Below are 12,765 nucleotides of genomic sequence, written 5' to 3' on the forward strand. Positions count from 1 at the left end.
CTTACTCCGACAGCACGAAGGGTGCGGTGTACTTGTCCACATTGTCCTTGGTGATGAGCAGGCAATCGAACAGCTGCTTCTCGCTGGTGGCACCGGTGGCGCCAGACTTGATGAACGAGTCGGCCTGCTGCACGGCCTTCGCCGAGAAGATGGCCACTGGCTGAAGCACGGTGTACTGCAGTTCGCCGGACTTGATGGCCGCAACCGCATCCGGAGACCCATCGAAGCCGCCGACCTTGATGCCAGCCAGCTTGCCGGCTTCCTTCAGCGCGGCAACCGCACCGAGCGCCATTTCGTCATTGCCGCTGATCACGGCGATGATGTCGGGATTGGCCTGCAGCATGCTCTGCATCTTGTCGTGGCCCTTGGTACGATCCCAGTCGGCGACCTGCGAAGCTGCCTTTTCGAGATCCGGGTACTGGCTCAGCACGGTCGCGTAGCCGTTCGAGCGCGTGGCGGCGTTGTTGTCCGACGGGGCGCCGAGCAGTTCGACATACTTGCCCTTTTCACCGACCGCCTGCACCCACTGCTGGGCACCGAGAGCCGCGCCCTGCGCGTTGTTGGAAACGAGCTGACCCTTGGCGAGGCCTTCCTGGTTGATCTCGGCATTGACGAGGAAAACCGGGATGTTGGCGGCAATCGCTTTCTTCACCGCGCCGACCGAACCATCGGCATTGGCCGGGTCGAGGATGATCGCCACCGACTTGTTGGTGATGGCGGTGTCGATCAGATTGCTTTCCGTGTTGGTGTCGCCCTTGTGGGCAGCGACATTGGCCGTATAGCCAAGCTTTTCGGCCTCGGCCTTGGCGACGTTGCCTTCGGTCAGCCAGTACGGGTTGGCCGGATCGTTGACGATGATCGAGATCAGGCCCGCGGCCGATGCGGCTGCGCTAAACCCAACCACCATCGCGGCGGCAAGCAAACTTCTAAGCACGATTTTCATGTACATTCCTCCAATGATTTACGCGGTGTTGCTCCAGTCACCTGGCAGTCTTCCCTTGGGCAGGATTGGCCGGTTAGGCCTTCCCCCGTTTCTGAGAAGTTGGTTGGCCGCCCGTCGAAGCCGGAAGCTTGCTACGGCGGCGATACTGAACGGCATTGAGGAGCACGGCGAGCACGATGACGGCGCCGGTGAACACTGTCTGCCAGTAGGATGAGATGCCGATGATCACCAGACCGTCGGACAGGAAGCCGATGACGAAAGCCCCGAGCAAGGTGCCGCGGATGTTGCCGCGCCCGCCGGTCAGCGCCGCGCCGCCAATGACGACGGCGGCGATCGCCGTCAGTTCGTAGGTGGTGCCCGCGGTCGGCCCGGCCGAGGTCAGCTGCGACGACAGGATCAGGCCGGCAATGGCGGCACAGATGCCCGAAAGCACATAGACGGAAATCTGCACGGTCTTGACCGGAACGCCGGAGAGTTCGGCGGCGCGCTCGTTGCCGCCAGAGGCGTAGAGCCAGCGGCCGAAGGCGGTGCGGCTCAGGACGATGCTGCCGATCAGCGCGATGACAGCCAGCACCACGACGCCGGTCGGCACGCCGAACAGGCGGTTGAAGCCAAGCGCGTCGAAGCCGGTGTTGCCCAGCTCCGGCTTGCCGCCGAGATTGTTGTAGGTCAGGCCGCTGGTCATCAGCAGCGCTAGGCCGCGCGCCATGTACATGACGCCGAGCGTGGCGACGAAGGCCGGAACCTTGAACCGCGCGATGAGCACGCCGTTGATCAGCCCGACGGCAGCACCCAGCATGCAGGCCAGCACCGCCACCACCCAGACCGGCGGATAGAGAACGACGCCCAGCCAGGTCAGCGTCACGCCTTGCATCAGAAAACCGGCGACGACGCCGGCAAGGCCGAGTGTCGATCCGACCGACAGGTCGATGCCGCCATTGAGGATGACCAGCAGCATGCCGACGGCGAGAATCCCGAAAATGGCGACATGCGAGGCCATGGTCAGGAAATTCGCCACCGAGAGGTAGTAGGGCGACAGGATCGAGAAGACGACGATGATGACGATCAGGGCAAAGAAGGCCCGGCCCTCGAGCAGCAGCTTGGCCACGTCGAAGCCCTCGCCACCCGCGCTGGGGCTGGACTGTTTGCTGGCCTGGCTGACATCGGTCATGATCGGGGCTCCGAAAATCCTGGTGATCAGGCGACCACGGCTTCGCCGGAGGCGGCCATGATCTGCTCTTTGGTGGCGTTCGCGCCGAATTCGGCTGAAATCTTGCCGCGCCGCATGACGACGATGCGGTGCGCGATGCTGAGGCACTCGTTGACTTCCGAGGTCGAGAAGACGACCGCCAGGCCTTGCGCGGCGCGCTCGCTGAGCAGACGGAAGACCTCGGCCTTGGCGCCGACATCGATGCCGCGGCTCGGCTCATCGAGAAGGATGACCTTGGGATTTGTCGTCAGCATCTTGCCGATGACGACCTTCTGCTGATTGCCGCCCGACAGCGATCCGATCATGGCGTTGCCGCCTGCGGTCTTGATGGTCACCTTGCGGATCGACTCGTCGATCAGTGCGCGTTCCCTCGGCCGGGAGAGGAACAGGCCCTTGGCGAATGCCTCGATGCTGGCAAGCGACAGATTGCGGCCGACGGTCATGGTCTGGACCAGACCGTCGCGCTGCCGATCCTCGGGCACCAGCACAAGGCCTCTGGCGATGCGCTGGGCAATGGTCAGCCCCGAGACGTCCTGGCCTTCCAGCAGCGCCCGTCCGCCCGCCATCGGCACGCGTCCGGCGACGGCCTCCAGCAATTCCGTGCGTCCCGCACCCATCAACCCATAGATGCAGACGATCTCGCCTGCTTTGACGTCCAGCGACAGATGATCGACGACATAGCCTGAACCGGAAGCGTCGGTGACGCTGACATTCTCGATCGACAACGCCACCGCGCCGAACGCATGGCCGGTCGGCGGTGAGCCGAGGTCGAAATTCTCGCCCACCATGTTGCGGACGATCCATTCGAGATCGATGTCCTTGGCCTCGGCCGTCGCCGTGATCGCCCCGTCGCGCAGCACGACGGCATAGTCGGTGATCTGCAGCGCCTCTTCGAGGTGATGCGATATGTAGACGATGGAGACGCCGCGGCTGGTCAGGTCGCGGATCACCTTGAACAGCACCTCCACCTCCGTCGCGCTGAGCGCGGAGGTCGGTTCGTCCATGATCAGGATACGGGAATCGACCGACAGCGCGCGTGCGATCTCGACGATCTGCTGCTGCCCCAGGCGCAAATCCTCGACCAGGGTCATCGGGTCGATGTCTTCTTCGAGGTCGGCCATCAGCGCCCGCGCCTGGCGCGACTCCTCGGCGAAGTCGAGGCCGGTTCTGGTGCGCAGTTCGCGACCCATGAAGATGTTGTCGCGAACGCTGAGGTTCGGCGCCAGGCTGAGTTCCTGGTGGATGATCGAAATGCCGCGATCGCGCGCATCCGAAGACGAGGAAAAGCTGACGAGATTGCCGTCGAGCACGATGTCGCCGGATGTCGGTGTCACCACGCCGGACAGGATCTTCATCAGCGTCGACTTGCCGGCGCCATTCTCCCCGAACAGGGTGGTGACCTTGCCGCGATGGATGTCGAAGTTCACGCCTTTGAGCGCGTGTACGCCGCCATACGACATGACGACATTGCGCGCCGAAAGCACGGCGTCGCCATTGGCGGGCTCTGTGCCGGAAGCCGAATTCATTTGACCTCCAGCCTCACCGGCGTGACCAGCCAGCTCTTCGGATTGACCAGCTTGAAGGCGCCGACCACCGCTATGGTCTTGCCGGTCAAGGCGCTGGTATCGACTTTCGCCAGCACCTCCGTCTTCATCTCGTTGTTCAGCGCCGAGCCGGCGTCCTGATACTCGATCTGGTTGGTGAACTGACCGAAGGTGATCTTGCCGGTGGCGTCGCGGAGCTCGGTTCCGTTGATCGCCGGCCCTGTCTGCACACGGACGGTCAACGTATCCGGCAAACCGTCGACGGCGACCTTGTAGATGCCCGACTTTCCCTCGCCGACGACGCCGGTGAACTTGACCGAGATGACCGGTCCGACACCCGCCGGCACGCCATATTCCTTTTCGGCGGTCGCCCTGTCCTTGGCGATCGCCGCCGCCACCGTCGCGGCGTCGGCGGCACGCGCCTCGACATCGGTCTGCACTTTGGGGAATTCCGATTTGCCATAGTCGGCGGCGGAAAAGACAGCGTTGCGAACGTCGCCGGCGGAGCCGATCGTCACCACCTTGGTGTCGAGCGCCATGGCGCCGAGCAGAACCAGAACCGCGGCGCCAGCAAGTGCGCGGCGCAGACCGGGCGAGGCCTGCCGGGCGGGTGCGGAGGCAGCCTTCACGCTCATGATACAACCACCAGCGATGCGGATTTTCCGTTGTCACGCATTCGTCGATCCTCCGTTCGCGCGGCGCTTCGTGGCACCGGCTGCATCGTCGAGCCGGCTTTGCTCTACCAGCGCGCGGGCCGTGCATTCGTCGGTGATCAGGCCGCTCAGATACCGGCTTTCGAGCACTGACTTGATGGCCCGCACCTTCACCTTGCCGCCGGCGACGGCGACGATCCTGCGGCCCTTCAACTGGTCGCGGGGAAGCGCCAGTATTCTCTCTGACAGCGCCGTTTCGACCGGCCGCCCCTTGTCGTCGAAGAAATGCGCCAGCAATTCACCGACGCCGCCGTCACGCTTGACCTCGTCGATTTCGGACGGTTCGATCATGCCCGTTGCGACCAGCGAGGCTTCTCGCTCGGCCGTGCCTATTCCGACGAACATCAGGTCGGACCGACCGGCGAGAGCGAACACATCGCTGATGCCGCGCTGGCCAAGCAGCACCTCGCGGTCCTCGGCCGTGTTGGCGACAAAAGGCACCGGCATGACAAAGGCCTGAGCACCGGTCCGTTCGGCCAGGCGATGCATGACGTCGTGCGGGTTGGCAGCGAATTTGCGCGTCACGCCGCCGAGCAGCGAGACGAAACGGATATGGGCAGCAGTGGTGCGCGTCAGATACTCGACGCTGGCCGCAAGCGTGCGGCCATGGCCGACGCCGATCAGCATGTCTTCGCCGCGATCGATTTCGCGCTTCAGGAACTGGGCGCCGGCAATGCCCAAACCCTTCAGCGGCAGCTCGTCCTGATCGAGATCGGGGACCACCTCGCAATAGTCGAGCCCATAGGCGGCGGTCAGGCGCTGTTCCAGATCGACGCATTCGGCGACGTCGCCGTCGATGAAGACCCTGACCAAACCTTCCAGGTTGGCCTTGGTGATCAACCGGTGCGCCTTAAGGCTGGTCAGGCCAAGCCGCTTGGCCACCTGGGCCTGCGTCAGACCGCCGGCATAGTGAAGCCAGGCCGCACGCGTGGCGAGGCTGGACTCATGGTCGCGGTTCGCGGCTCCACCGGATTTCAAGCCATCTCCTCCCCGAGATGATATTATTATCATTCTGTGCAAAAATTTTCATACCTTTGCATCGCTGTCAATCCCTCCGCGGATGGTGCCCTCAGCCGATGGATCGGCAGCCAACGCAGGCCTATTAGGAGGTCAGCATATGAGGCGATCATACGGTGATGTTAAATTAACGTCAATCTGTGTTATCTCGTGCCAATGACAGCGAAAAAATGTCGGCAGCGGTAGCCGAAATTGTCGCTAACCATATGTTTTTGCTTAAATCTATCGGGGGGCAGAAAAATCCCAATCTTGCTGTGAGATGGGAAGTTTGGCGCACACGGCGCAACAGGGCAAACCGATCGGGTTGCCTCAGGAAAAGTTATCGGCGCGGCGATGGCGCGATCAGCCCAGCCGCATCAGGTTCCTGCCCTCGAGCTCGACAGCAGCGGCTTCGACTTCCCACGCAAGGCGCTTAGCGTTCCACTGCAACGCGCGCCCGGCGATCGACGCAATCTCCTGTAAATCGCGACTTGTCAGCGAACCGCCTATCGCCAAGGTGCTGCGGCGCATAACGATATCGGCCAGATGCTCGACGAATTCGTTGCGCGCGATGTAGTCGATTTCCGCCTTGCCGTAGCCGTCGGAGTCCGGCAGGCGCCCCTCATCATTCGGCGCCCACTTGGCAATCCGCATTGCTGTGGTCCCGTAGCGCGACAGCAATTGGTCGAGGCGCCCCTCCCCGGCGCCCGTTGCCTGCACTGCCTCAGCCAGCCAGTCTGCGCGCGACGCGGCATTGGCCGGAAAATCCCTGCCGCCGCCGATCGGCATCGACTGCGTCGACACCTTGCGGCTGCGCTGCAGGCGGCCGAGAACGGTATCAGTGACTTCCTCGGCAAAGCCGCGAAACGTCGTCCACTTGCCGCCGACCAGCGAAATGACCGCAAACGGCCTGTTGGCGTCCGGCTCGGCGACCGGCGCCGAATGATCGCGACTGATCAGTCCGGGCGTCGATACCTCGGACGTCGGCAAGGGTCGGATGCCGCTATAGGCATAGACGATCTGGTCGCGCTCGAACGCCATGCCTGGCAAAAGCGTGCGCACGCTGTCGAGCAGATACTCGACTTCTTCCGGTTCGCAGCGCACCGCGTCCGGATTGTCGGCCTTGATGTCGGTCGAGCCGACCAGCGCCAGGCCGAGATAGTCGTAGACGAGGCAGATGCGGCCGTCATCGGCCTCGAAATAGAGCATGCGCCCGGCCAGGCTTTTGACCAGCTCGTCGTGCTTCAGCAGGATGTGCGAGCCCTTGGTGCCGCCGATCATCTTCGATGGCGCGCCAAGCAACGCATTGACGTCATCGATCCATGGACCGGCCGCGTTGACCACCAGCTTCGGCCGCACCGAAAAGGCACTGCCATTTTCCCGCTGGAAGGTGAGCACGCCATCGGTTGAAGTCTCGAGCGCCGTATAGTTCGCGCTGGCGGACGCTGTGTTTGCCTGCAGCCCGTCGAGGATCAGTTCCAGCACCAGCCGTTCCGGGTGGCTTATCTTGGCGTCGTAATAGGTGCCGGTGGCGACGATCGCCGGGTTGAGCGCCGGCATCTCGCCAAGCGCCTGCCGGCGCCCGATCATGCTGTGGCGCGGCATGACCTGATTTCGTGAACCGTAGAAATCATAGATCATCAGGCCGATCTTGATCAGGATGGCGCCGCGGCTGCGCGGCGCGCTGGTCGAGCCGAACAGCGTTCGCAACGCCGCCAGCATGCCCTTGCTCCACGAGAAGATCGGGATGACGGTCGGCAGCGGAGTGACATAGTGCGGCGCGTTTTGCAGAAGCAGATTGCGTTCGAGCGTCGACTGCGCCACCAGCCCGAACTCGCCGGTTTCGAGATATTTGAGACCGCCATGAATGAGCCGCGACGGCGCGGCACTGGTGCCCGAGCCGAAATCGCCCTTGTCGACGATCAGGCAGCTGACGCCTTGCGCGCACAGGTCGCGAAACAGGCCTGCCCCGTTGATGCCGGCGCCAAGAATGACGACGTCGACCTCGCCGGTCGCAGCCATGGTAGCGACACGCCCGGCGGCGTTGTCCGTGCCTGCTCCGTCGGTTGGGCTCATGGCGCCTTCGTCTTGACGATGCGCAGCTTCACGCCGGCCCGCTCGAGGCTCTGCGCCTGCGCGTCGCCCAGGCCCTCGGTTACCAGCACGGCGTCGAAACTGGTCAGATCGTCGAAGACATGCAGCGCGATCCGGTCGAACTTCGCGTGGTCGACCAAAAGGATGCGCTTGACCGATGCGGCCATCATCGCCTGCTTCACCCGCACGACATTCGGATCCTGGATGAAAGCCGTGGTTCCGGTGATCGCCGAAGCCGAACAGATCAGTACATTGGCGCGCAGCTGCGCCACGGCGTTCTCGCAGACGATGCCGATATAGGCGTTGTAGGTGCCGTGATACTGGCCGCCGAGACAGATGAAATCGATGTCGTCGACATTGATCATCAGCGCCGCCGTCGACACGCTGTTGGTGACGACCGTCAGCGGCTTGACGTCGAGCAGCAGCGTCGCGACCGCGTTTGCCGTCGATGAATCGTCGAGCATCACCACCTGGCCGGCTTCGACATAGTCCAGCGCTGCCCGCGCCAGCGCATCCTTCTCGGCCCTGTTGACCGTCACACGGTAGCGGAAGGCGCTTTCGTAGAGACCGGACGGCTGAACCGTCACCGCACCATGCAGCTTGCGCAGCACGCCCTGCTGCGCCAGTCGGTCGATGTGCCGGTGGATGGTCATGCGCGACACGCCGAAATGCTCGACCAGATCGTCGATGCGCACCTGGCCGAGCTTGATCACATAGTCGGCGATCTCTTCGCGTCGTTCGTCGGCCTTGATCATGCGTTCCCTCCTGGCCGCGCCAGCCTTTCGATCTCCGGCCAATGCGCCTTCATCTGCTCGGCGATGCGGCCGTAGAGCGAAAACCGCTCATTGAACACAGCGCTGGAGGCGGGCGCGGGCTGATATGTCCGCGCCGTCATGCCGACCTGCCTTGCCCCCTCTTGCGGCGTCTTGAACAAGCCGACCGCGGCACCCGCGCAAAGCGCGGCACCCAGGGCGGCGGTCTCATCCGTCGAGGTGACAGTGACCGGGGCGTTCAGCACGTCGGCAAACATCTGCACGAAGACCGGGTTGCGCGAACTGCCGCCGGTCAGACGGATCTCTCTGACAGCAAAGCCGTCACGCAGGGCTTCGACATGGGTGCGGTGATTGAAGACGATGCCTTCCAGAACCGCCTTCAGCATATCGCCGCGATTGTGCCAGCCATGCAGGCCGACAAAGCTGCCGCTGGCGGCATCGCCATAGGGAGAGCCGAACAGATAGGGATGAAACAGGATGGTCGACGGTTTTCTCAGCGCAGCGTCGATTTCTGCTGCCAGCAATTCGTGGATGGAGCCGCCATCCGTCCTGTCCTGTTCCGCGCGGCAGAACGTGTCGAGGAACCAGTCGTAGTTGGCGGTCGAGGCCGGCGAGATCGCCATGTTGTTCCAGCGGCCGGCGTCGATGGCGTTGCGGCAGAACCAGCGCCGGTCGACGCGCGGCTTCGACGAAACGACTTCGTTGATGGAATAGGTGCCGGCGACGATGGCGAGCGTGCCCTCCTCATGGCCGCCCATGCCAAGTGCGGATGCGGTCACGTCATGCAGGCCGCAGGCGACAGGCGTGCCCTCGGACAGGCCGGTCATGTCGGCGGCCTCGGCGGTCACCTGTCCAACGATGTCGGCCGAATGCGCCACTGGCGGCAGCGCCTCGAAAAGATTGTCCAGGCCGAAGATGCGCATCGCTTCCGGCGCGAAGGCTTGCGTGCGGAAATCCGTGAATGACGTGCTGGCCTCCGTCCGGTCGGTGCCGATCGTGCCGGTCAGGCAAAAGCGCAGCCAATCCTTGCAGGCCAGCACATGAGCGATGCGCCCATAGCGGTCGGGATCATTCTGCCGGATCCAGGCCAGCAGCGCCGAGGGCGCCGACACATGCGGCGCCTGGCCGGTCAGCGCCAGCGCTTCGTCGAAAACCGAACCTTGAGACCATTTGTCGACAATCTCGCCCGCACGGCTGTCGAGCGACAGGATCCCGGGTCCCAGTGGCCGGCGGTCCTTGTCGAGCAGATAGACCCCGTCGCCATGCGCAGTCGCCGCCACCGCCTTGATGTCGCTGGGCGGCCGGCCGCACAATGCAATCGCCTCGCGGATGGCCTCGGCGGTCGCTTGCCACAGACCAGCCATGTCGCGCTCCACCCAGCGCGCCTTCGGCATCGATTGCGGCACCCGCCGCCGAGCCACCGACAGTTGCGTGCCATCGGCATCGAAGATCACCGCCTTGGTGACGGTGAGGCCGTTGTCGATCCCGAGCAGGCAGGGCATGATCAGCGCCCTCCCGGCGTCATGAATTTTTCGATGCAGCGGCTTCGCATGGATTTGACGACAACCAATGAGCGACGGGGTACAAGAATGGAATCGGCACCATACCGGCCAAATGAACCATATCGCGATGTTAATTTAACGTCAATTGATGTTCAAAACAGTCTCGGCGTCTCAGTGAGGTTGAACGACCGGAAAGCGAGTTGACCGACAACCTACTGATTCAGTTGTATTTCTATCGCCAGTAAAATGTCTCACCCGATCCGTTCATTCCAGGAGTTGCTTCGTGTACAAGGGTTCTGACCTGCTCATTGCCGCCCTCGAGAATGAGGGCGTCGATCGCATCTTCGGAATTCCGGGCGAAGAAAACCTCGACGTCGTCGAATCCATTCGTAAATCGTCGATCCAGCTCATCCTGACCCGCCATGAGCAGGCTGCGGCATTCATGGCGGCGACCTATGGCAGGCTCACCGGCAGACCCGGCGTTTGCATCACCACGCTCGGCCCTGGCGCGTTGAACCTCTCGACCGGCGCCGCCTATGCACTGCTCGGGGCGATGCCGATGATCATGATCACCGGGCAGAAGGGAATTCTGTCGTCACGGCAGGCCCGCTTCCAGATTGTCGACATCGTTGCGGCAATGAAGCCGCTGACCAAGCTTTCGCGCCAGATCGTCTCGCCGAAGATGATCCCGTCCCTGGTACGCGAAGCCTTCCGCGTGGCCGAGGAGGAGCGTCCCGGGCCTGTCCATCTTGAGCTGCCCGAAGACATTGCGGCCGAGCAATGCGAACAGGCGGTCCTGGTTCCCCCGCACCCGGTCGAACTGCCCCTGGCGAGCCCGGTTGCGCTTGATCGCGCCGCACGGATGATCATGCAGGCGCAACGTCCGCTCATCATGCTGGGTGCAGCGGCGTCCCGACCAAGGTCGACGTCGGACCTCGCCCAGTTCGTGCTGCGAACTCAGATCCCCTATTTCACCACGCAGATGGGCAAAGGCACCGTGCCGGGTGGAACCGAGCTCTATATGGGCACGGCGGCGCTCTCAGAACGCGACTATGTTCATGACGCGATCGAACGAGCCGACCTCATCATCACCATCGGCCACGATACGATCGAGAAGCCGCCCTTCATCATGGGCGCCAACGGGCCGAAGGTGATCCATGTCGGCTATCAGCCGGCCAATGTCGAGCAGGTCTATTTTCCGCAGACCGAGGTCATCGGCGACATTGGCCCCTCGCTCAGCCTGCTCGCGCAGCGCGTCGAAGGCAACATCCCCAACGCACAAGCCTTGTTGCCATTGCGCGAAGGCATCTTGAACCGGATTGCCGCGCGCGCCACCGAAGACCGCTTCACGCCGCAACGCCTGGTCCATGACGTGCGCGCGGTCATGCCGGCGGACGGCATTCTGGCGCTCGACAACGGCATGTACAAAATCTGGTTCGCGCGCAATTACCGCACCCGGGTCGCCAACACGCTGCTGCTCGACAACGCGCTGGCGACCATGGGCGCCGGGCTGCCGTCGGCGATGACGGCCGCCATGCTCTATCCCGGACGCCGCGTCATGGCCGTCTGCGGCGACGGCGGCTTCATGATGAACAGCCAGGAGCTGGAAACCGCCGTCAGGCTCAAGCTCAACCTGGTCGTCCTGCTCATCGAGGACAACGCCTTTGGCATGATCCGCTGGAAGCAGGCGGTCGACGAGTTTCCCGATTTCGGCATGACATTCGGCAATCCCGACTTCGTCAGGTACGCCGAGGCCTACGGCGCCAAGGGAACCAGGGTGAGCGCCATCGGCGAACTCCGATCCTCTCTGGAGCAGGCGTTCGCCGGCGGCGGCGTCCATCTCGTCGTTGTCCCCATCGACTACTCGGAAAACAAGCGTGTTCTCGTCGATGAATTGAGCCAGCGACTACCGGCAGCGCCAGAGATTTGATGTCTCGACAGGCATCCTGACGCGGCTTGCGGCGCTGCGCTTGCCGCGCCTATCATGGGCTCGAAAATTGCTGACTTCGGCCTTCACGCCGCGTTCGGCGGGGCAAGATACCTGGCGGCGGATGTCGCCAGCTGTGTAGATTTCAGAACAAAGAAGCAGCGCGTGGCCGATGGCTGACAAAACACAAATCGGGTTGACCGCCGTCGACACCGTTCCCCTGCATGAGAAAGTCTATCTGGAACTCGTCCGGGCCTTGATGTCGGGTCAGTTCGTGCCCGGCCAGAAACTGACCTCGCGCAAGCTGGCCAAGGAACTGGGCACCAGCGACATGCCGGTGCGCAGCGCCTTCATGCGGCTGCAAGCACTGCGCGCATTGAGCCCGATGCCAAATGGCAGCGTCGAGGTGCCGATCATCTCGGCCGAACGCTTTTCGCAGCTGACCGCCGTGCGAACGCTTCTCGAAGGCTCGGCGACCGAGCTTGCGACAAGGCTCATCAATGGCAACAATCTGCGGGCGATCCGCCGCCATGGTAGCGAACTGACCCTGGCCGCCCGCAAGGGAGATATCGACGACTATCTGCGCAAGAACCACGATTTCAAGTTCTCGATCTATCGCCATTGCGGCAACGAACAGATGATCTTTCTGATCGAGACGGTGTGGATGCAGATCGGCCCGTTTCTCAGGAACCTGGCCATGGGTTTCGAGGACGACCTCGCCTCCATTCTCGACATCGACTATCACGAGGAAGCGGTTGCGGCGATCGAGGCCCAGGATGGCAAGCGGGCGCGCGCCGCCATCATGCGCGATATCGACGAGGGTGCCGCGCATATCTTGCGGCAGGTCAAGTTTCCGGAAACGCGAAACTGATGACCCGTCCTCAAAGGCAGCTTGGCTTTCTCATACATTGTCGCTATGTTGCGATCGCAGATCGCACAATTGGTTTTGAAATGCCTCCCGACATCCCGGCTAGTGAATTGAAAAAATAAAGGAAATGCACCTGGCGACAGCCAGAGTGGTTTTCGAAAACTCACGAAGCTATTTTTATCAGGGATATCGTAA

The 12,765-nt window shown here is 62.8% G+C and carries 10 protein-coding genes; 2 read left to right on the forward strand and 8 right to left on the reverse strand.

Annotation, left to right across the window (positions count from 1 at the left end; all coding sequences use genetic code 11):
* Nucleotide 1 precedes the first annotated feature (1 nt).
* From AC1DX6_RS08700 to AC1DX6_RS08735, 8 genes are all read right to left on the reverse strand, one after another.
* Nucleotides 2-943, reverse strand: a complete 942-nt coding sequence (locus tag AC1DX6_RS08700) for a D-ribose ABC transporter substrate-binding protein (protein ID WP_454576318.1) — start codon at nucleotides 941-943, stop codon at nucleotides 2-4.
* Nucleotides 944-1,016: 73 nt separating this feature from the next.
* Nucleotides 1,017-2,114 (reverse strand): ABC transporter permease, encoded by a 1,098-nt coding sequence (locus AC1DX6_RS08705; protein ID WP_477312330.1) that lies wholly within the window; start codon nucleotides 2,112-2,114, stop codon nucleotides 1,017-1,019.
* 26 nt (nucleotides 2,115-2,140) lie between these two features.
* Nucleotides 2,141-3,679 carry a sugar ABC transporter ATP-binding protein gene (locus tag AC1DX6_RS08710; RefSeq protein WP_477312331.1) on the reverse strand — a complete coding sequence of 513 codons (1,539 nt, stop codon included), beginning with the start codon at nucleotides 3,677-3,679 and terminating at the stop codon, nucleotides 2,141-2,143.
* Complete coding sequence (locus tag AC1DX6_RS08715) at nucleotides 3,676-4,332, reverse strand: DUF2291 family protein (RefSeq protein ID WP_477312332.1); 657 nt, start codon at nucleotides 4,330-4,332, stop codon at nucleotides 3,676-3,678. The genes AC1DX6_RS08710 and AC1DX6_RS08715 overlap by 4 nt, the downstream gene beginning before the upstream one ends.
* Nucleotides 4,333-4,365: 33 nt before the next feature.
* On the reverse strand, nucleotides 4,366-5,388 hold the full coding sequence (locus AC1DX6_RS08720; protein WP_477312333.1) for a sugar-binding transcriptional regulator: 1,023 nt from the start codon (nucleotides 5,386-5,388) through the stop codon (nucleotides 4,366-4,368).
* Between the two features lie 381 nt (nucleotides 5,389-5,769).
* Nucleotides 5,770-7,482 carry a glycerol-3-phosphate dehydrogenase/oxidase gene (locus AC1DX6_RS08725; protein ID WP_477312334.1) on the reverse strand — a complete coding sequence of 571 codons (1,713 nt, stop codon included), beginning with the start codon at nucleotides 7,480-7,482 and terminating at the stop codon, nucleotides 5,770-5,772.
* Entirely contained in the window at nucleotides 7,479-8,255 is a 777-nt protein-coding gene (locus tag AC1DX6_RS08730) for a DeoR/GlpR family DNA-binding transcription regulator (RefSeq protein WP_477275274.1), read from the reverse strand. Before AC1DX6_RS08730 ends, AC1DX6_RS08725 begins: the two co-directional genes overlap by 4 nt.
* On the reverse strand, nucleotides 8,252-9,775 hold the full coding sequence (locus tag AC1DX6_RS08735; RefSeq protein ID WP_477312335.1) for an FGGY-family carbohydrate kinase: 1,524 nt from the start codon (nucleotides 9,773-9,775) through the stop codon (nucleotides 8,252-8,254). The genes AC1DX6_RS08730 and AC1DX6_RS08735 overlap by 4 nt, the downstream gene beginning before the upstream one ends.
* Before the next feature lie 283 nt (nucleotides 9,776-10,058).
* Between AC1DX6_RS08735 and AC1DX6_RS08740 the strand changes: the two genes are divergently transcribed.
* Nucleotides 10,059-11,705: an acetolactate synthase large subunit gene (locus AC1DX6_RS08740; protein ID WP_477312336.1), complete on the forward strand. Its 1,647-nt coding sequence runs from the start codon at nucleotides 10,059-10,061 to the stop codon at nucleotides 11,703-11,705.
* A gap of 169 nt (nucleotides 11,706-11,874) precedes the next feature.
* On the forward strand, nucleotides 11,875-12,573 hold the full coding sequence (locus AC1DX6_RS08745; RefSeq protein ID WP_477312337.1) for a GntR family transcriptional regulator: 699 nt from the start codon (nucleotides 11,875-11,877) through the stop codon (nucleotides 12,571-12,573).
* Nucleotides 12,574-12,765 lie beyond the last annotated feature (192 nt).

Source organism: Mesorhizobium sp. P2_C4, assembly GCF_056404575.1.

Excerpts from the sequence above, each read along its gene's own strand:
- AC1DX6_RS08710 (WP_477312331.1), bottom strand. The coding sequence starts at position 3,679 with ATGAATTCGGCTTCCGGCACAGAGCCCGCCAATGGCGACGCCGTGCTT.
- AC1DX6_RS08730 (WP_477275274.1), bottom strand. The coding sequence starts at position 8,255 with ATGATCAAGGCCGACGAACGACGCGAAGAGATCGCCGACTATGTGATC.
- AC1DX6_RS08745 (WP_477312337.1), top strand. The coding sequence starts at position 11,875 with ATGGCTGACAAAACACAAATCGGGTTGACCGCCGTCGACACCGTTCCC.
- AC1DX6_RS08700 (WP_454576318.1), bottom strand. The coding sequence starts at position 943 with ATGAAAATCGTGCTTAGAAGTTTGCTTGCCGCCGCGATGGTGGTTGGG.
- AC1DX6_RS08725 (WP_477312334.1), bottom strand. The coding sequence starts at position 7,482 with ATGAGCCCAACCGACGGAGCAGGCACGGACAACGCCGCCGGGCGTGTC.
- AC1DX6_RS08705 (WP_477312330.1), bottom strand. The coding sequence starts at position 2,114 with ATGACCGATGTCAGCCAGGCCAGCAAACAGTCCAGCCCCAGCGCGGGT.
- AC1DX6_RS08735 (WP_477312335.1), bottom strand. The coding sequence starts at position 9,775 with ATGCCCTGCCTGCTCGGGATCGACAACGGCCTCACCGTCACCAAGGCG.
- AC1DX6_RS08715 (WP_477312332.1), bottom strand. The coding sequence starts at position 4,332 with ATGAGCGTGAAGGCTGCCTCCGCACCCGCCCGGCAGGCCTCGCCCGGT.